Consider the following 19,009-nt stretch of genomic DNA (forward strand, 5'->3'; position numbering starts at 1 on the left):
ATGGCCGCCGTCCGCACTTCTTCCGAGATCGCCCTCAACCGCGTCGCAATCGTCGCCGTGCTGGTGGCGACAGTGATCTTCCTGGCGCCGATCTACTGGATCGCCTCGACGGCGTTCAAGCCGCGCAACCTTGCCACCACCATCCCGCCGACGGTCGTGTTCCAGCCGGAGATATCGCCCTTCGTGAAGCTGTTCACCAAGCGCTCGCAATTGCGCAGCCCGCCTTCGCCGGAAGAGTATGCGGCGGCGCCCTGGTGGGAACGCGTCGTCTTCGACGGCGGCGAAAAGATCGTGCGCGACGGCAAGGGCCAGGTGCAATGGTCGGGCTATCCGAACCGCTTCATGAACTCGCTGATCGTCGCGATCACCTCGACGGTGCTGGCGGTCGGCATGGGCACGTTCACCGCCTATGGCTTCTCGCGCTTCAGGGTCAAGGGCGAGGCGGACCTTTTGTTCTTCATCCTGTCGACCCGCATGCTGCCGCCCGTGGTGGTGGCGATCCCGATGTTCCTGATGTACCGGGCGGTCGGCCTCAATGATTCCCATATCGGGCTGATCATCCTCTACACCGCCTTCAACCTGTCCTTCTCGGTTTGGCTGATGAAGGGTTTCATGGACGAGATCCCGAAGGAGTACGAGGAAGCGGCGCTCGTCGACGGCTATACGCGCATGGAAGCCTTCTTCAAGATCGTGCTGCCCGAGGCCGCAACCGGCATCGCCGCCACGGCCGTGTTCTGCTTCATCACCGCGTGGAACGAATATGCCTTCGCGCTGATCATGACCAACCGCCGCGCCCAGACCGCGCCTCCCTTCATCCCGAGCCAGGTCGGCTCCGGCCTGCCGGACTGGACGGTGATCGCCGCCGGCACGTTCCTGTTCCTGCTTCCCGTCGCCATCTTCACCTTCCTGCTTCGTAATCACCTGTTGCGCGGCATGTCCTTCGGAGCGATCCGCAAATGAGCTTTCGCGCCATCAACCAGAAATATCTGGAGCCGGGCAGCCAGGTGCTGATGGTGCTCGGCATCGTTGCGCTATGCCAGCCCTGGAACATGCTGCTGCACAGCTACGGGCTGACCATCATCCTGATCGGCCTGATCGGCTTCAACATCACCTCCAAGATCGCACCGCAAGAGGAAGCCGGGACCGGCCAGTCAGGCGATCCGCAGCGAAATCCGGGAGCGCAGCATTGACCCAGATCGAGCTTCGCGGCGTCCAGAAGTTCTTCGGCGCCGTCCAGGTCATCAAGGACCTCAACCTCAAGATCGAAGACAACGAGTTCATCGTGCTGCTCGGCCAGTCGGGCTGCGGCAAGACGACGACGCTGCGCGCCATTGCCGGGCTGGAGACGATCGACGAAGGCGACATCCTCATCGATGGCAAGCCCATCCAGCATCTGAAGGCCGCCGACCGCGACATCGCCATGGTCTTCCAGTCGTTCTCGCTGTACCCGCATATGAGCGTCTACGAGAACATCGCCTTTCCCCTGCGCGCCACGCGAAAGAGCAAGAGCGAAATCGACCAGGAAGTTCGCTCGGTCGCCAAGACGCTGCAAATCACGGACCTGCTCGGCAAGAAACCGTCGGCGCTGTCGGGCGGCGACATGCAGCGCGTGGCGATCGGCCGGGCGCTGGTGCGGCGGCCGAAGGCGATGCTGATGGACGAGCCGATCGGCGCGCTCGACGCCAAGCTGCGCGAGGAGATGCGGGCCGAGATCAAGCGGCTGCACATCAAGCAGGGCTCGACCACCATCTATGTCACCCATGACCAGATCGAGGCGATGAGCCTCGCCGACCGCATCGTCATCATGCATGAGGGGGTGCTGCAGCAGGTCGGCTCGCCCGACGAGGTCTATTCGCACCCGGCCAACCTGTTCGTGGCACAATTCGTCGGCAGTCCGGTGATGAACGTGGCCGACGCGGCGGTGGCCGAAAAAGCCTCGTCGGCCTCGGTGACGGTGGGCGATGCGCCAACCGGCTTCGAGTTCCCGCGCGCGCTCCTCTCGAAGCTCAACGGCCATGCGGGCGGCCGGCTGGCACTCGGCATCAGGCCGGAAGGCGTCCTCATCCGCCGCGAGGCGGCGGAGGGTTTCATGCCGGTCGAGACGCAGATCGTCGAGCCGCTCGGCTCGTTCGACATCGTCGACCTGAAAGTCGGCTCCAAGATGCTGCGCGCCCGCACCAAGAGCGGCTTCATTTCAGGTCCCGGCGAGAGGGTATTCGCCAGGATCGATCCGACACAGGCGCATTTCTTCGACGCGGCGAGCGGCAAGTCGCTCGGAGTGAGACTCTGATGGCCCATATCCAGCTCAAGAATATCTCCAAGACGTTCGGCAATCACACCGCGCTGACCGGACTCGACCTCGACATCGCCGATGGCGAGTTCTTCGTCCTGCTCGGCGAGACGGGCGCGGGCAAGACAACGACGCTGCGGCTGATCGCCGGACTGGAAAAGCCGAGCGAGGGCCAGGTCTTCATCGACGGCATCGATGTTGCCGACTGGGGCGCCGCCGAGCGCGACGTGGCGCTGGTGCTACAGCAATATTCACTCTACCCGCGCTATACGGTGCGCGAAAACCTCGAATTCCCGCTGAAGCCGAAGATCCGGCGGCTGCCCGACGCCGAGATCAAGGACCGCGTCGACCGCGCGGCGCGGACGCTCAGGATCGAGCATCTGCTCGACCGCAAGACCGACCGGCTTTCGGGCGGCGAGATGCAGCGCGTCTCGATCGGCCGGGCCATCGTGCGCAAGCCGCGCGTGTTCCTGATGGACGAGCCGCTGTCGGCGCTCGACGCCAAACTGCGCGAGGCGCTGCGCACGGAACTGAAGAACCTGCAGATGCAGCTCGGCGCCACCTTCCTGTTCGTCACCCACGACCAGATCGAGGCGATGTCTATGGGCGACAAGGTGGGCGTGCTCAACCATGGCCGCATCGTCCAGACCGGCACGCCGCACGAGATCTACAACAATCCGCGCGACACCTATGTGGCGAGCTTCGTGGGCTCGCCGCCGATGAACCTCATCGACGGCAGGCTGGTCAACGATCGTGCGGTGATGGCGCCGCTGAATTTCGAATTGCCGCTTTCGGGGGGAGCGAGGGCGAGTGCGGCGACCGACGGTCGCCCGCTCGTCTTCGGCATCCGCCCCGAGGATGTCTATCTCGAGAGCGGTGCGCCGGTCGAGGCGCGCGTCCACGACGTCGAAAACCATGGCGTGGAAAAGATCCTGACGCTGCGCGTGGGCGAGACCACGCTGCGCGCCACGGTGCCGGCGAGGACCGATGTCGCGATCGAGCAGCCGGTGCGCTTTGCCTGGAATCCGGACAAGGTGGTGCTGTTCGACAAGGGCAGCGGCGTGAGTTTGCGTCACGCCGGATGAGGCGAATTATCGCGAATGCGATGTTCCGGACAGCGCCCTAAACAAAAAACCGCCTTGCGGCAGGGCAAGCAATCCGGGTTAACGGGTCTCTCCGGAGCCTTCGTCGGGTGCGCTGTTGATGAAGCCTTGAACGGAAAACCCGCCTGAGCGGCGGGTCCCTGGCGCAACTCAGCACCATAACCAAATATCTACCATAGTTGCCTTCACCCAGTCAAGAAAAAATTCCTATCATGGGAAACTGCCACAGCGGGACTGGCTGTCGTCAGGTCTTTGTTGCCCGAGTTCGGAGCCCCGCGGCAAAGCCGGTTGGACAGCCGTCCCTCTACTTCGGCAGGTAGGTCTCATAGGGCTCGGTGTTGATCAGCAGGATCACGCACTCCGTGTCCGAGAGGCAGGCGTCGTCATGCATCTCATTGGCCTTCTGGGTCCAGTAGGATCCGGGAGGCAACTCGACCTTGCTCGCCTCGCCGCCTTCCATCTGCCAGTGCGCCCATAGGCCCTGGATCACCACGGCGCGATAATCGGCGGTGTGCGCGTGAACAGGAGCGCGCCAGTTGCCCGGGACTTTCAGCAAGGTACCCGCGGGGCCCTTGGCCCTTTCTCCCCATAGCGGTCCGAGACGCTGCGGTTGGTCCGGCGCCTCAGAAACATAGGGAATCTTGTTGGCCGGCAGATAGCTGTCCTCAAGGGCGAAGGCACGGCCGGGGATAATGAGCATTGCGGCCAGCGTCAGGATTTTCAGGTGGTTTGGCATCGCTTCTCCTCTTCGGGCCGACTTGCCGCCGGCGCTCGTCTGTTGGATGACAAGCTATTGCAAATGGCCAGACCGGGAATGACATTCTGTCCGGAACACTTGGCAATTCATCCAGGCCGGAAAGCGCCACTGCAAACAGCGTTGATTTAGCCTTTTCCCGAGTCGCCGCCCGCGGCGCGCAAATGGCTGGGCGGGCTGCCGACGATGCGCTTGAAGGCCCGGCTGAACGACGCTTCCGAATCATAGCCCAATCTGGCGGCGATCACCGAAACCCGCATCCCATCTTCCAGGAGCCACCGCCTAGCCTGATGCATGCGCACGCCGGCGACATATTTTGCCGGCGTCTCTCCGACGACGGCCGTGAAACGTTCGGCAAAAGCCGACCGTGAGGCGCCCATCTCGCGGGCCAGCGCTTCGACGGTCCAGTTCCTGTCAGGCTGCCGATGAATGGCGACCAGCACGCGGCCGATGTCTCGATCCTTGATCGCCGCCATCCAACCCGTGATATCACCGGCGCTGTTCTCCACCCACGAGCGGATGATGGCTGCGGCCAATACATCGGCCAGCCGCGCCAGCATGATGCCGGAGCCGGCCCGGTTCCTCGTCGCCTCGTCGGCCATGGCTTCCAGCAAATGCGGGATGCCTGGCTCGCCGGCCATCAGTTCCTTCGCGCGCAGCATCTCCGGCATCATGGACAGCAGTGGATGCGAGCCATCGTGGTTGAAGTGCATGCTGCCGCAGAACAGCAGGGTTTTTGCACCATGGCCGCCGTTCGAGACGGCGTAGACATTGTCCTGCAGGGGCTCGACGCTGTAGCTTTCGAGCGGTTCGGCTTGCACGCCGGGTGCGCTGGCGAGGATATGCTCGGCGCCCTGCGGCAACAGCAATGCATCGCCGGCTTTCAGTTCCATCCATTCGCCTACTGGCGAAAGCAGCCAGCATCCGGCACGGCCGATGAAATGAAACCGCGCCGCCTTCTGCACCGGAAAGAGCACGGCCCACGGCGCGCCCAGTTCGCAGCGGCCATAGTCGACGCCCTCGAGCCGCAGCGCGCGCAACATCTCGGTCAACGCATCCCCCGGGCCCGGCACAGTGTCGTTGGGCGAGGTCAACTCCATGCCAATTCCTACAGCAGTTCAGCGTCCCACGGAACGCTGAACTGCTTTATCTCTTTTTTGCCTTCGCGCAATTCGGGACGGAATTGCTACAGCCTGAAGTCACGGTCTTGCGCTTCAGCCGGCCTGGCGGATCTCTGCATGTTCCTCGGCACGCAGGTGGCTGGGAGCCGAGCCGATGACGCGCTTGAAGGCCCGGCTGAAGGCGGCGTCCGACTCATAGCCCAGGCGTGTGGCGACGACGGAAATCTTCTGGCGATCGCGCACCAGCCATTGCCGGGCCTGGTGCATGCGCACCTGGGTGACGTACCTGGCTGGCGTCTCGCCGACAATGGTGGCAAAACGCTCGGCAAAGCCCGATCGCGAGGCGCCCATCATCCTGGCAAGCGCCTCGACGGTCCAGTCGCGGTCCGGTTCGAGATGGATGGCGGCCAGAACGCGCCCGATGTCCGGGTCCCTGACCGCCGCGATCCAACCGCTTGAATCGCCGCAGCCGCGCTCGACCCATGAGCGGATCACGGTGGCGGCAAGGACGTCGGCGAGCCGCGCCAGAATGCCGCCGGAGCCGACGCGCTCCATCGTCACTTCACGCGCCATCGAGTCCAGGAGATGCGGAATACCCGGCTCATAAGCTTCGAGTTCATGCGCGCGCATGACGTCAGGCATCATGCCGAGCAGGGGATGCAGGCCATCGATGTTGAAGTACATGCTGCCGAAAAAAAGCAGCGTGCCCGGACAGCGACCATCGGGGCACATGGCCTCGTTGGACATGCAATAGACGTCCTTGCAGACTTCTTCGGCAGCGTAGCCCTGGATCGGCCAAGCCTTGGTGCCCGGTTCGCTTGCCAGCACATGCGCTGCGCCACGCGGCAGCAGTGCCGCGTCGCCCACCTTGAGCTCTACCCACTCGCCCGAGGGCTGCATCAGCCAGCAGCCCTTGCGGCCGATGAAGTGGAATCGCGCCGCTGCCTGGGCCGGAAACTGGATGCCCCAAGGCTCCCGCATTTCGCAACGGGCGTAGTCGACGCCGTCGAGACGCAGCCCGCGCAATATGTCGGTCAGCGGATCGCCAGTGGTCGAAGTTTTGGACGAACGGTCAAACATAATGGTGTTTCTAGCATGGAAACTCCAGGCCGTCACTCCCTATGTTGCAGTGCAGCCAAATGTTGCACTGCAACTTCATCGGAGACTGACCATGGCCGAACCCGCGACAGGCGTCGTCGACGCCGCCCTATTGAACACTGTCGATCAGGAGGAACGAACGGAGCCGGCATGGGGCGCCGTTGTTTCGCTGGCGCTTGGTGTTTTCGGTCTCGTCACTGCGGAATTCCTGCCCGCCAGCCTGTTGACGCCGATGGCGAGCGATCTCGGCGTCAGCGAAGGCGTTGCGGGACAGGCGGTCACCGCGACCGCGATCGTCGGCGCCATTGCCGCTCCGACAATGGCGATCATAACACGGCGCATGGACCGCAGGCTGGTGATGTGGATGCTGACGGCATTCCTCATCGCCTCGAACCTTTTGGCTGCCTTTGCCTCGTCGCTGTCCATGCTTCTGCTTGCCCGCGTCGTGCTCGGCGTTGCGCTGGGCGGCTTCTGGGCGATGTCGGCGGCCATGGCTTTGCGGCTGGTGCCGATGCGGCTGATGCCACGCGCCATGTCGATCATCCTGACCGGCGTTTCGTTGGCCACCGTCACCGCCGCCCCTGTCGGCGCCTATGTCGGCGATATCTGGGGCTGGCGCACGGCTTTCATGATCGCCACGGTCGTCGCCGCGCTGGCGTTGCTGGTGCAGGTGGCCACCATTCCGAAGCTGCCGCCGATGGGCGTGGCAAGTTTCCGCACTTTGCTCGAGGTGCTGGAGCGCCCGTCGATCAGGGTGGCGCTGCTGGTCGTGCTGCTGGTCGCTTCGGGGCACTTTGCCGGCTTCACCTATGTGCGCCCCTTCCTCGAGAAGATCCCGATGCTCGGCATCGAGACAATCTCGCTGGTGCTCCTGGCCTACGGCATAGGCGGCTTCTTCGGCAATATCGCCGGCGGCATCCTGGCCGAACGCAATCTCAAGGCCGCCGTCGCGCTGGCGCCCCTGCTGATCGCAGCGGCCGCCGCTTCGATGCTGGTCTTCGGCGCTTCGCCGGCGGTCGCCGCCGCCGCCGTCGCGGCCTGGGGCTTTGCCTTCGGCGCGGTGCCGGTCGGGTTGCAGACTTGGCTGGTGCGGGCCGCGCCCGATCAGGCCGAGAGCGCCGGCGGCCTGATGGTCGCGACCTTCCAGGTGGCGATTGCGCTCGGCGCCGTCTTCGGCGGCCTGCTGGTCGACCATGCCGGCGTCGCCAGTGCCTTCGCCTATTGCGGCGCGGCGACTTTGCTGGCCGCCGTCGTGGTGTTCCTGCTCGGCCCAAAACGCGCCGGGTAGGCTCTCCCGACAATCATCCCTGACCTGGGCAACGCCCGAGAATCATTAAGGTTCTCGGGCCGTTGCCGTTGCGATGGCGGCGTCCCAGACAGGCAGACGCGGCAGGCTGCTGGCGAAATTCAGGCCGAACGCCCATCGAAGTCGAAGATCGACAAGGCGGAAGGATCGACATCGGTGACACAGTTGATGTTGATATAGGCGCTGCGTTCACTCCCCTCGCGCACATCCTCGGCGAAAGGATGGATGCCGCAGGTGCGACAGAAGCGGTGCGCGATGGCGTGGTTGCCGAATGTGTAGGTGCCGATCTCGTCGCCCCAGGCCAGTACCCGCAGCGCCCGATGCGGAACGGCGCACAGCAAGGCCCCTTTGCGCGCGCAGATCGAGCAATTGCACCGCACGGCTCCGGTCAGTTCCGCCTCGAACTCGAAGGCGACCTTGCCGCAATGACAGCTGCCTTTGTAGAGCATCGTTTTCTTCCTTGCGTCCGCCAGGGGTGCAAAACCGCCCGCACCGGGTTAAGTCTCGGTACGCCACGCGCCGGCTGCTAAGCTTAAGACGTCCCAGAGGTCCGGAGTCCGACACCGAAGATGCAATCCGTCCGCGATCACCTGGAAACTATCCTTGCGCGCCTGGCCGCCCGTGCCGGTGAAGAACGTGTGTTCACGAAACTCTATGCCGAAGCCGCGCGAGCCGCAGCCGATGCCGCCGACGCGCGGCGAAGGGCCGGCGTGAGGCTCGGACCGCTCGACGGAACGATCGTTTCGATCAAGGACCTGTTCGATGTCTGCGGCGAGGCGACCACGGCCGGATCGCTGCTGCTCAAGGATGCTGCGCCCGCAATTGGCGACGCCATGATTGTGCGCCGGCTGCGGCAAGCCGGCGCGGTGATCATCGGCAAGACCAACATGACCGAGTTCGCCTTTACCGCCATCGGCGACAACCAGCACTACGGCACGCCCGGCAACGCGGCCGATGCCGACCGTATTCCCGGCGGCTCTTCCTCCGGCGCCGGCGTTTCCGTCGGCGAGGGGACGAGCGAAATCTCCATCGGTTCCGATACCGGCGGATCGATCCGTATTCCGGCGGCACTCAACGGCGTGGTCGGCTTCAAGCCGACGGCGCGGCGGGTGCCGCTCACCGGCGCCTTTCCGCTGTCGGCCACGCTGGACTCGGTCGGCCCGCTCGCGCGCACCGTGGCGCAATGTGCCGCGGCCGATGCGGTGATGGCGGGCGAGGAACTCGCGGTGCCGGCGCCACTCGCCCTTGCGGGGCTGCGCATCGGTCTCCCGTGCGGCGTGCTTTTCGGAGAGACTGAAGATGCGGTGGCGGCAGCGTTCGAGCGCTGCCTCGGCAAGATCGAGCAGGCCGGCGCACGGATCGCGGACCTTTCGATCGACGATATGATCGCGGACCTTCGCGCCGTCACAAAACGCGGTTCGATCGCCGCGATGGAAGGGGCCGAAGTGCATGCAGACTGGCTGGCGGCAGGCGCTCCGGTGCCGGTTGACCAGCATGTGAGCGGACCCCTGTCGCGGGCGGCAATGCTGCCGACCCCGGTCTATATCAGGGCGCTGCGTCGCCGTGCCGCGTTGGCCGCCGCCATGGATGAGCGCCTGGCATCGGTCGATGTGCTGGCTCTGCCAACCACGCCGGTGACGGCGCCGACCATCGTGTCCCTGGCGCAAGATGCCGAGTTGCGCGATCGCACGGAGGGTCTGCTGCTGCGCAACACGCAGGTAGCCAACCAGTTCGATCTCTGCGCGATCTCGCTGCCGATGCCAGGCATGGCGCTGCCGGCCGGCTTGATGCTGGTGGCGCGCCACGGCCATGACCACCGTCTGTTGAGCATCGCCGCCGAAGTGGAGAGGCTGCTGGGCGGCTGATCGGGACTGAACCGAATGTCAGTGTGCTGAGCAGTGCTTGCGTTCGCTGTCCTTGGCGGCGCGCTCGACGGCCGTCGCGACCAGCCACGGCAGGCTGTACTGCTTGCCCGTGATGGTCTGGGTGCGTCGCTCGATCGATCCCCTGACGACAATCCTGCCGGCAGAGAGCGCATCCGACGCCTCGATCATCGCCTTGTCCTTCGTCGGCACTCCGCCGGTGTCGATCGACACGCCCTTGATGATCTTGCCGGTGGCGAGATCGAGCGCGCTGTTCGATGGGCAGGGAGCCTTGAAGCAGCGCAGCCCGTTGTCGCAATAGACATAGCTGCTTTCGGCCGCGGCGAGCGAGGGCAGCAGGCCCGCTGAAGTGGTGGCAAGGCAAAGGAATGCGAGGCGGAGAACGGACATGGCTTCAGCGTCGCGAAGAATTGGGGCGAAACGGCGATGGTCTAGCTGTCGGCGGGAAACCGTCGCCGATAGTGCCCGACCACTTCCGGGTTGCGCAAATTGACCGGCAATTTGCCTGCCAGCACCAAAAGGGCCTCGCCGGCCGCGCCAACGCCCATGCGCATCATCGATTCCTCGGTGATGCCGGCCATATGCGGGGTGATGACGACATTGTCGAAGCTGAAATAGGGATGATCCGATGGCAGCGGCTGCGTCGAGAACACGTCGAGCGCGGCACCGCCGATGCGGCGCTCCCGCAAGGCCTCGATCAGCGCGTCGTCATCGACGACCGGTCCGCGCGACACGTTGATCAGCAGCGCGTTGGGTTTCATTCGCGATATGCGTTCGCGGCTGATCAGCCCGCGCGTTTCCGGCGTCAGCGGACAGCACAGGACGATGATATCGCTCTGCTCGACCAGTGCGTCGATCGACAGGAAGCCGACCTTGTCCGGTGCCGGCTGCATGCTGCGCGTCGTTGCCACCACTTTCAGGTCGAATCCATGCGCGGCGATATGGCCAACGGCCTGTCCGACGGCGCCGAGACCGACGATGCCGACCGTCTTGCCGGCGAGCTCGACGTTGGAATTGGCGTGCTCGCGACCGGCAAGCCAGCCCTTGGCGCGCAGGTCGCGGTCGACGACACGGAACTGCCGAAGCAGGGCGAGGGCTGCAAACATCACATGCTCGGCCACCGAGCGTGCGTTGACCGCCGGCACGTTGGCGACCAGCACACCTGCCGCAGTCGCTGCTTCCATCGGGATCATGTCGAGCCCGGCGCCATGGCGGATCGCTGCCCTCAGTTTCCAGGCGCCCTCGAACAGCGCCGGCGGCAGCGGCGCGCGCACGATAACGATGTCGGCATCTTTCGCTTCCCGGGCCAAGGTGGCGGCATCGAGCGCCGAAGCGATCACAAGCTGGCCGGCGCCTGCCAGTTTAGCCGAGGCGCGCGGGTGCAGTGTATGGGTCGACAGGATCTTTGGGACGGTCTGAGCCACGATCAGGCCTGTTCGAGCGTCGGGCTTTGCGGCGCCGCCTCGAGGCCTTCGATCAGGCCCTTCCAGTAGCTTTCCGCGCCTTGCAGATGGGCGCTCATCAGCGCCTGGGCGAGATTGCCGTCGCGCCGCAGAAGCGCCTCGTAGATCTGGATGTGTTCGGCATGCGAGCGCACGCTGCGCTCCGGATCGTTGAAGTAGATCGGCAGGCGCTGCTCGCCCATCAAATAGTAAACGCTGCAGATGTTGTGGAAGACGCCGTTCTTGGTGGCGCGCACGATCTCGAGATGGAACTCGCGATCCTCCTTGGCGAGGCCTTCGCCTGCCGCAATGCGTTCTTCCGAGGCCTTCAGGATTTCGCGCAGGCGCTCGAAATTCTCCTCGGTAGCACGCGAGCATGCAAGCTCGGCCGCCTTGATCTCATGGATCTTGCGCAATTCGACCGTCTCGTAGATCTGCAAGGGATCGAGCGGCAGGCCGGCGCGCGCGAACAGCGCCAGCGCCTCGACGCTGGCCTGCTTGGTGTCGATATAGATGCCGGACTTGGCCCTGCGCTCGACGATGCGCATGGCCTCGAGAATGGCGAGCGCTTCACGGATCTGGCCGCGGCTGACGGCGAAATGCTCCGCCAGTTCGCGTTCCGACGGGGTTCGGCCCGTCTCCTTGTCGGAATGGGAGAACAGATAGGCGGCAAGCTCCGCGAGAAGGTTGTTTTCTTTCATCGTCAATTGCGTTGCGCGTGCGCCTCCAGGAACCGCTCCGAAATGGTGAACCCCAATCCGGGCTTTTCGGGGATCGCTATCATACCGTCCCTTGCTTCGACAGTCTCTTCGACAAGGTCGTGGATCATCGGATTGGCGCCGAGCGAGTATTCGACTGTGAAGCTCGACGGCGAGGCGGCGCAGACATGCAGCCCGGCGAAGAAGCATGGCGCGCCGGCCCATAGATGCGGCGCAAAGCGCAGGTTGAAGGCGCTGGCAATGGTGCCGATCTTCATGGCCTCGCTGATGCCGCCGCAGAAGGCGGGATCGGGCTGGAAGATGTCGGCGGCCTTGAGCACGGCGAGGTCGCGGAAGGCATAGCGGGTCGCATCGCTTTCGCCGGTGGCGATCGGTATGGCGCCGGAGGCACGGACTTCGGCAAGGCCGGACTTGTCGTCGGCGATCACCGGCTCCTCGAACCAGGCAAGGTCGAGATCGCCGGCGAGATGGATGAAGCGCTTCGCCTCCGCCACCGTATAGGTGCCATGGGCGTCGACCATCAACTCGACGTCGGGGCCGAGCGCCTCACGGGCGGCGCGAACGCGAGCAGCCGACACATGCGCGGCGCCGTCCATGGCGCCGATGCGCATCTTCAGCGCCTTGAAGCCGCCCCTGGCGACATAGGATTTGAGTTGGTCGCCGATAGCGTCGGCGGACGCCCAGCCGCCGGAGGCGTAGGCTGGCATGCGATCGAGCTTGCGGCCGCCGATCAGCCGCCAGACCGGCTGCCCGAGGGATTTGCCCAGGATGTCCCAGAGCGCGATGTCGACCGCGCTGATGGCGGCCACGCTCATCCCGCGCCGCGCCAACTGCGGCATGGCATGGCCGGCGCGCGCCGCGCTGTCGTGGCGCACGCCGTTGTAGAGCATTTCCCAGATGATGCCGATATCGGCCGGATCGCGGCCGACGAGCTGCGGCCCGACCTCGCGGTTCAGCATGTGGACGAGCGCACCATAGCTGCCGGCGCTGCCGGCGGCGTTCTTGCCTTCGCCCCAGCCGACCAGCCCGTCATCGGTTTCGATGCGCAGGATGGCGGCGTCGAAGGTCGTCACCTGACCGAAATCGCTGCGGTGCTGCTTGGCCGCCTCGATCGGTATGCGAATCCACCAGGCCTGGACGCTTTTGATGCGCATGGTCTTCCCCGGCCCTGCCGCCGGATGGCGGGAGGGCTCATTCCCAATCGGATCGGCTACTTGATCAGCGGCAGCAGCGTTTCGGCAGTGATCCGCATCTGGTCGGTGTAGAATTTTTCCGTCAGCACGCTGGAGCCATGATCCTGGATGAATTTGAGCTGCTCGGGCGAGATGTCGACCGGGTGGCGTTCGACCATGTCGGGGTAGGGTGCGGCCGGGGTGCGGTCGACAGGCGCGACGAACTCGTTGGTCAGCGCCCCGTCATAGCCGACCTCCCGCAAGGTCGCGACGATCTTCGGCCAGTCGATCTGGCCGAGGCCTGCGGCGAAGCGGTTGTTGTCGGCGACATGGAAGTCGAACAGGCGCTTTCCGACCTTACGGATCGCGTCGTAGACGTTAAATTCCTCCATATGGATGTGGTAGGCGTCCAGGCAGACGCCACATTCCGGGCTGACGGCGTCGGCCAGCGCCAGGGCCTGGGCGCCGCGATTGAACAGGTAGGTCTCGAAACGGTTGAGCGGCTCGACCGCGATCTTGACGCCGACCTTCTTGGCGTGGGCGAAGCACTCCCTGGTGGCATCGACCACCCACTTCCATTCCTCTTCCTCGGTGCCGTCCGGCACGACCTTGCCGACGGTCGCGGGAACCAGCGTGATGATCTCGCCGTCGAGTTCGCTGACCATGGTCAACACGTCCTTGACGTATTGCACGGAGCGCTCGCGCTGGCCCTGGTCCCGGGCGGCAAGGTTGCGTTCGCCCAGCATCAAGGTCACTGCGCCCCAGCAGCGTATGCCGTGCTCCTTGAGAAGCGCGCGCGTCTCCCTGGGCTTGTACTGGTCGGGCTCGCCGGAAATCTCGATCGACTCATAGCCGAATTTCTTGATGCGCTTGAGCGTCGTCTCCAACGGTTCCGCGCGCATCCAGTTGTGCGTCGAAAGATGCATGGTCTGTCCTTCCCGGATCGTCCTTAATGGTTCGCCTGCAACATGCCGTCACCGGATGTGACGGACGGTTCCTCCCCAAGGCGTTCCAGCATTTCTTCGCAAACTGGTTCGACCAATTGGGCCCAAGACGAGGTCTACAGCAATTTCCCACGCGCGGCAAGAACTGTGCGATGGCAACCTAATGACTGGATTACCCCATTGATTATATTGGACTATGCCGCCCTCCCGTGGCACGGCGGAGGGCTCTGAGTGTGAGTGGCAAGGCTTGACCAAATCGCCACGTTTGGTAATACCAGAATGACAAATGCACGCAAGTGACCGTTGAGAACAGGCCAAAGTGGCTGGCCCTGTCTTCAATCGGCGCTATGCTCGGTCGCGACAACAATGAGGGAGGATGCCGATGCCGACGACGATGAAGGGCCCTGGACTGTTCCTGGCGCAGTTCGCGGGCGATGCAGCGCCGTTCAATTCGCTTGCATCGATCACAAAATGGGCGGCTGGCCTCGGCTATAAAGGCGTGCAGATCCCGACCTGGGACGCGCGCTTGTTCGATCTCCAGAAGGCTGCGTCTTCCAAGGCCTATTGCGACGAGGTGAAGGGCATCTGTGCCGACGCCGGCGTCGAGATCACCGAACTGTCGACGCATCTGCAGGGGCAATTGGTGGCGGTACATCCGGCCTATGACGCGCAGTTCGACGGCTTTGCGCCGGCTTCGGTGCACAACAACCCCAAAGCGCGGCAACAATGGGCGGTCGAACAGATGCAGTTCGGGGCCAAGGCGTCGCGCAATCTCGGGCTCGACGTCTCGGTGAGCTTCAGCGGCGCGTTGGCCTTCCCCTATCTCTATCCCTGGCCACAGCGGCCGGCCGGATTGATCGAAGAGGCGTTCGCAGAACTAGGGAAGCGCTGGAAGCCGATCCTCGATGTCTACGAGGACAATGGCGTCGACATCGGCTACGAAATCCATCCCGGCGAGGATGTGTTCGACGGGGCGACGTTCGAGATGTTCCTCGACGCGGTTGGTGGCCACAGGCGCTGCAACATCAATTACGATCCGTCGCACTTCCTGTTGCAGCAGCTCGACTATCTCGAATTCATCGACATCTATCACGAGCGCATCAAGGCCTTCCACGTGAAGGACGCCGAGTTCAACCCGACCGGGCGGCAAGGCGTCTATTCCGGCTACCAGAGCTGGACGAACCGCGCCGGCCGCTTCCGCTCGCTTGGCGACGGACAAGTGGATTTCGGCGGCATCTTCTCCAAGCTGACGCAGTACAACTATGATTCCTGGGCGGTGCTGGAGTGGGAGTGCTGCCTGAAGCATCCGGAGGACGGCGCGGCCGAGGGCGCTCCCTTCATCCAGCACCACATCATCCGGGTGACGGAGAAGGCGTTCGACGATTTCGCCGGCGGTGCCACGGATAAGAAGGTGCTGCGCGCCATGATGGGAATCTAGCGCGGGTTTTCCCTCTCCCTCGAGGGGGAGGGGTATCTCAGACACGAGGGAGACGACATGGTCGGTGCATCGAAGTCGGAAGCGGGAGGCGGCCCGATCCGCTATGGCATGGTCGGCGGCGGGCAAGGCGCATTCATCGGCGCGGTGCACCGGATCGCGGCGCGCATGGACAATGAGTTCGTGCTGGTCGCCGGCGCGCTGTCGTCCGATCCGGCGCGCGCCAAGGCCTCTGCCGCCGAGCTCGGGCTCGACCCTGCGCGCAGCTACGCGTCCTATGCCGAGATGGCCAAGGCCGAGGCCAAGCGCCCGGACGGCATCGAGGCGGTGGCCATCGTCACGCCGAACAATGTGCATGTGCCGGCGGCCAGGGCGTTCCTCGAAGCCGGCATCCATGTCATCTGCGACAAGCCGCTGGCGACGACGCTGGCCGAGGCAAAGAAGCTCGCGGCGATCGTCGAGAAGACCGGCAAGGTGTTCGTGCTGACCCATAATTACACCGCCTATCCGATGATCCGCCAGGCACGCGAGATGGTGGCCAAGGGCGTGCTCGGCGACATCCGCATCGTGCAGTCGGAATATCCGCAGGATTGGCTGACGGAGGACCTTGCAGCCACCGGTCAAAAACAGGCGGCGTGGCGTTCCGACCCCAAACAGGCCGGCGCCGGCGGTGCGCTCGGCGACATCGGCACCCATGCCTACAATCTCGCCCGTTTCGTCTCCGGCCTTGAGCTCGATTCGCTCTCGGCCGACCTCGACGCCTTCGTGCCGGGACGGCTGCTCGATGACAATGTCAACGTCATGTTGCGCTTCAAACCGGTTGGCAAGACGCACCCGGCCAAGGGCATGTTGTGGGCGAGCCAGGTGGCGCCCGGCCATGAGAACGGGCTGAAGCTGCGCATCTACGGCTCGAAGGGCGGGCTGGAATGGGTGCAGGCGGATCCGAACTATCTCTGGTACACGCCGTTCGGCCAGCCCAAGCAGTTGATCACCCGCAACGGCGCCGGCGCGCTGCCGGTGGCGGGCCGTGTCAGCCGCGTTCCCTCAGGCCATCCCGAAGGCTATCTCGAAGGCTTCGCCAACATCTACCAGGAGGCCGCACGCGCCATCCGCGCCGCGCGCAGGAAGGGTGGCAAGCCGGGCAAGGACGTCGTGTTCCCGACCATTCAGGACGGCGTCGAGGGCATGGCCTTCATCGAGGCCTGCGTGAAATCGTCGAAGAAGAACGGAGCGTGGACGAAGCTTTAAATTTGATCTCGCGGGGGGATCATTTGGGAGAGGGGCGTCGATGAAAATCGGCATGTGCATGTTCTTGTGGACGACGGCCGTATCGAAGAAGCACGAGCCATTGCTTCGCGACATCAAGGCCACCGGCTTCGACGGCGTCGAGATACCGATCTTTGCCGGCATGCCGGACGACTACAAGAAATTGGGCGAGCTGCTCGATCGCATAGGGCTGGAGCGGACCGCGGTCTCGGCGATGGGCGATCCCGCAATGAACCTGATCTCGCCGGATGCGGCAACGCGCAAGGCCGGTGTCGACTACATGAAATGGGCGATCGATTGCGCGGATGCCCTGGGCGCCCGAACTTTGAGCGGCCCGCTGCATTCGACGCTCGGCGCCTTTTCCGGGGCCGGCCCGACTGCGGCCGAGAAGAAACGCTCCGTCGCCTCGCAGCGCGCCATCGGCGATCATGCAGGCAAGAGGAACGTCACCATCGGGCTCGAGGCGCTCAACCGCTTCGAATGCTATCTCCTCAACACGATGGCCGACCTGTCGGAGCATATCGATGCCATCGACCGGCCGCACATCAAGGCGATGTACGACACCTTCCACGCCAATATTGAGGAGGCCGACCCGATCGGCGCCTATACGAAGCATCGCCGGAATGTCGTGCACATCCATATATCGGAGAACGATCGCGGCGTGCCGGGGCGCGGCAACATCCCCTGGAAGGAAACATTCTCGGCCATCCGCAAGAGCGGCTACGACGACTGGTTGACGATCGAGGCGTTTGGACGTTCGCTGAAGGATCTTGCGGCGGCGACCAAGGTGTGGCGCGATTTTTCCGAGAGTCCGGAAGCGGTCTATCGGGATGGCTATAAGCATATTCGAAACGGGTGGAGGAAGGCGGCTTAAACCGCTCACTTCGTCATCCACGGGCGGAGCGGGAGCGAAGCGGACGCGGAGACCCGAGGATCCATGCCGTGACCTTTGAGCACGCCGACGGTGGGCAATATGCGGTTATTCTGAATCGCTGAATTCTACGGCGAACGTCACGGCATGGATCCTCGGGTCTGCGCCGCGTCGCTTCGCTCCTTACTCCGCCCGTGGATGACCAAGATGCGATGGGCTGTTGTCAGTCACCCGGTCAGATCGATCACCCGTCCCCAGCCTGCAACCTGTTGTAGTCGTGAATCGTCCGGCTCAGCCTGCGGCGCAGGAAATTGGAAATGTTGTCGAAGATGAAGACCACGACCAGCGTCAGCAGCACCATGTAGAAGACGTTGGCCCAGTTGGAGTTGGTGCGCATCGCTTCCCACAGTTTCAGGCCGATGCCGCCGGCGCCGACGGCGCCGATAATGGTCGCGCCTCTTGTGTTGGATTCCCACTGATAGAGCGTCTGGCTGATGAACACCGGCACCACTTCCGGCAGCACGCCGTAGCGCTGCACCAGAAGGCCGTTGGCGCCCGTCGACACCACACCCTCGCGCGGCTTGTTGTCGATGTTCTCCAGCGCCTCGGAATAGGTTTTGCCGAGGGTGCCGATCTCGGTGAAGAAGATCGCGGCGCTGCCGGCCAGCGGACCGGGGCCGAAGGCGCGTGTGAAGAACAGCGCCCAGATCAGCATGTCGATGGAGCGCATGAAGTCGAAGAAGCGCTTGAGCAATTGGTTTAACAGCCGGTTGGGAGTGATGTTACGGGCGGCGAAGAAGGCGAGCGGGAAGGCGACGATGCCGCCGAGCGCCGTGCCGAGAAAGGCCATGACGATGGTCTGCAACAGCTTTGTCCAGACATCGCCATGCTGCCACTGCGCATTGTTCCAGATGTTGTCGCCGGCGAGCGCCAGATTGGAGGTGCCCGGTTTCAGCTCGGGCCCCGATGTGATCAGCGATATCACTTCGCCGGGCGATTTTCCGAAGAAGGGCGAGTGTGTGTCGAAGACGAAGTTCGCCCAACCGAGAAAGCGCTTGCGGATCCTGACGCGGTCGGGAGCAACGCGGACTTCGCCGGCGAAACCCATGTCGGCGACGACCTCATCCTCATGGACGGTGACCCAGTCGGGAACAGGTCCCGAGACCAGCGGCTTGCCGCTGTCCAGCGCCACCGGCACGCTCTTGCCAGCGGCGACGATCGTCGCTCGTGTCTTGTCGAAGGTGACCGACTTCGCCGTGCCGTCGATCAGGACCGTCACCGAACCGTCGGCGTTGGTCCTGACCCAATCCGGGTCGGGATTGGGGCCGAGTGCCGAAAATCGAGGGTATTTGGCAATTATCTCAGGCTCGTCGAGGCGGAAGATCGGCTGCACGTCGTAGCTGATCCATTGGGTCAGGAAAAGCGGCAGCCGCTCCCAATGCGATTCCCTCATGACCTGCGGCAGATTGAAGAACCACAGCGCATAGAGCAGGTAGAGCAAGGTGCCGCCGAGCAGCAGCAGCGGCCCGAAGCGCTTGCGGAACGGCCGGCGGAACACGTGCGGGAAGCGGTCCTCGATCGACTGAATTTCGGCGGCGGTCATGG

At 64.1% G+C, this 19,009-nt stretch carries 19 protein-coding genes; 9 read left to right on the plus strand and 10 right to left on the minus strand.

Annotation, left to right across the window (positions count from 1 at the left end; all coding sequences use genetic code 11):
* Genes LB533_RS15545 through LB533_RS15560 form a run of 4 tightly spaced genes read left to right on the plus strand, consistent with a single transcriptional unit; the run spans position 1 to position 3,375 of the window.
* Positions 1–960, plus strand: coding sequence for a carbohydrate ABC transporter permease (locus tag LB533_RS15545; RefSeq protein ID WP_140500406.1), 960 nt, complete (start codon positions 1–3; stop codon positions 958–960).
* Positions 957–1,190: a hypothetical protein gene (locus LB533_RS15550; RefSeq protein ID WP_224677677.1), complete on the plus strand. Its 234-nt coding sequence runs from the start codon at positions 957–959 to the stop codon at positions 1,188–1,190. Before LB533_RS15545 ends, LB533_RS15550 begins: the two co-directional genes overlap by 4 nt.
* Positions 1,187–2,290 carry an ABC transporter ATP-binding protein gene (locus LB533_RS15555; protein WP_224677678.1) on the plus strand — a complete coding sequence of 368 codons (1,104 nt, stop codon included), beginning with the start codon at positions 1,187–1,189 and terminating at the stop codon, positions 2,288–2,290. Before LB533_RS15550 ends, LB533_RS15555 begins: the two co-directional genes overlap by 4 nt.
* The gene (locus LB533_RS15560) at positions 2,290–3,375 is read left to right on the plus strand and encodes an ABC transporter ATP-binding protein (protein ID WP_140549435.1); all 1,086 of its coding nucleotides are present in this window, start codon (positions 2,290–2,292) and stop codon (positions 3,373–3,375) included. Before LB533_RS15555 ends, LB533_RS15560 begins: the two co-directional genes overlap by 1 nt.
* Positions 3,376–3,697: 322 nt before the next feature.
* Here LB533_RS15560 and LB533_RS15565 read toward each other — a convergent pair whose 3' ends face one another.
* The 3 genes from LB533_RS15565 to LB533_RS15575 all read right to left on the minus strand — a co-directional run bounded on the left by LB533_RS15565 (position 3,698) and on the right by LB533_RS15575 (position 6,348).
* Positions 3,698–4,129 (minus strand): DUF4437 domain-containing protein, encoded by a 432-nt coding sequence (locus LB533_RS15565; RefSeq protein WP_224677679.1) that lies wholly within the window; start codon positions 4,127–4,129, stop codon positions 3,698–3,700.
* 146 nt (positions 4,130–4,275) lie between these two features.
* Positions 4,276–5,247, minus strand: a complete 972-nt coding sequence (locus LB533_RS15570; RefSeq protein ID WP_224677680.1) for an AraC family transcriptional regulator — start codon at positions 5,245–5,247, stop codon at positions 4,276–4,278.
* A 114-nt stretch (positions 5,248–5,361) separates the two neighbouring features.
* On the minus strand, positions 5,362–6,348 hold the full coding sequence (locus tag LB533_RS15575; RefSeq protein WP_140640419.1) for an AraC family transcriptional regulator: 987 nt from the start codon (positions 6,346–6,348) through the stop codon (positions 5,362–5,364).
* A 91-nt stretch (positions 6,349–6,439) separates the two neighbouring features.
* Between LB533_RS15575 and LB533_RS15580 the strand changes: the two genes are divergently transcribed.
* A complete protein-coding gene (locus LB533_RS15580) occupies positions 6,440–7,654 on the plus strand; it encodes an MFS transporter (RefSeq protein WP_140640421.1) in 1,215 nt (404 codons plus the stop codon).
* Positions 7,655–7,773: 119 nt separating this feature from the next.
* Here the strand turns inward: LB533_RS15580 and LB533_RS15585 are convergent, their stop codons facing one another.
* On the minus strand, positions 7,774–8,121 hold the full coding sequence (locus LB533_RS15585; RefSeq protein WP_224677681.1) for a GFA family protein: 348 nt from the start codon (positions 8,119–8,121) through the stop codon (positions 7,774–7,776).
* A gap of 120 nt (positions 8,122–8,241) precedes the next feature.
* On the opposite strand from LB533_RS15585, the gene LB533_RS15590 reads away from it, so the two are divergent.
* A complete protein-coding gene (locus LB533_RS15590; protein ID WP_224677682.1) occupies positions 8,242–9,537 on the plus strand; it encodes an amidase in 1,296 nt (431 codons plus the stop codon).
* 18 nt (positions 9,538–9,555) lie between these two features.
* On the opposite strand, the gene LB533_RS15595 is transcribed toward LB533_RS15590, so the two are convergent.
* From LB533_RS15595 to LB533_RS15615, 5 genes are read right to left on the minus strand one after another with little or no spacing between them, the layout of a single operon-like run.
* A complete protein-coding gene (locus LB533_RS15595) occupies positions 9,556–9,945 on the minus strand; it encodes a hypothetical protein (RefSeq protein WP_224677683.1) in 390 nt (129 codons plus the stop codon).
* 41 nt (positions 9,946–9,986) lie between these two features.
* On the minus strand, positions 9,987–10,979 hold the full coding sequence (locus LB533_RS15600; protein ID WP_224677684.1) for a hydroxyacid dehydrogenase: 993 nt from the start codon (positions 10,977–10,979) through the stop codon (positions 9,987–9,989).
* A gap of 2 nt (positions 10,980–10,981) precedes the next feature.
* On the minus strand, positions 10,982–11,698 hold the full coding sequence (locus LB533_RS15605; RefSeq protein WP_140640431.1) for a FadR/GntR family transcriptional regulator: 717 nt from the start codon (positions 11,696–11,698) through the stop codon (positions 10,982–10,984).
* Positions 11,699–11,700: 2 nt separating this feature from the next.
* The gene (locus LB533_RS15610) at positions 11,701–12,870 is read right to left on the minus strand and encodes a mandelate racemase/muconate lactonizing enzyme family protein (RefSeq protein ID WP_140500381.1); all 1,170 of its coding nucleotides are present in this window, start codon (positions 12,868–12,870) and stop codon (positions 11,701–11,703) included.
* 56 nt (positions 12,871–12,926) lie between these two features.
* Positions 12,927–13,814 carry a sugar phosphate isomerase/epimerase family protein gene (locus tag LB533_RS15615; RefSeq protein ID WP_140640433.1) on the minus strand — a complete coding sequence of 296 codons (888 nt, stop codon included), beginning with the start codon at positions 13,812–13,814 and terminating at the stop codon, positions 12,927–12,929.
* Positions 13,815–14,214: 400 nt separating this feature from the next.
* Between LB533_RS15615 and LB533_RS15620 the strand changes: the two genes are divergently transcribed.
* Genes LB533_RS15620 through LB533_RS15630 form a run of 3 tightly spaced genes read left to right on the plus strand, consistent with a single transcriptional unit; the run spans position 14,215 to position 17,407 of the window.
* The gene (locus tag LB533_RS15620) at positions 14,215–15,270 is read left to right on the plus strand and encodes a sugar phosphate isomerase/epimerase family protein (protein WP_224677685.1); all 1,056 of its coding nucleotides are present in this window, start codon (positions 14,215–14,217) and stop codon (positions 15,268–15,270) included.
* 57 nt (positions 15,271–15,327) lie between these two features.
* Complete coding sequence (locus LB533_RS15625) at positions 15,328–16,515, plus strand: Gfo/Idh/MocA family protein (RefSeq protein ID WP_224677686.1); 1,188 nt, start codon at positions 15,328–15,330, stop codon at positions 16,513–16,515.
* A gap of 40 nt (positions 16,516–16,555) precedes the next feature.
* Positions 16,556–17,407, plus strand: a complete 852-nt coding sequence (locus LB533_RS15630; protein WP_224677687.1) for a sugar phosphate isomerase/epimerase family protein — start codon at positions 16,556–16,558, stop codon at positions 17,405–17,407.
* A gap of 241 nt (positions 17,408–17,648) precedes the next feature.
* On the opposite strand, the gene phnE is transcribed toward LB533_RS15630, so the two are convergent.
* The gene (gene phnE, locus LB533_RS15635) at positions 17,649–19,007 is read right to left on the minus strand and encodes a phosphonate ABC transporter, permease protein PhnE (protein WP_224677688.1); all 1,359 of its coding nucleotides are present in this window, start codon (positions 19,005–19,007) and stop codon (positions 17,649–17,651) included.
* Positions 19,008–19,009 lie beyond the last annotated feature (2 nt).

The organism is Mesorhizobium sp. BR1-1-13, assembly GCF_020165515.1.
Taxonomy (GTDB): domain Bacteria; phylum Pseudomonadota; class Alphaproteobacteria; order Rhizobiales; family Rhizobiaceae; genus Mesorhizobium.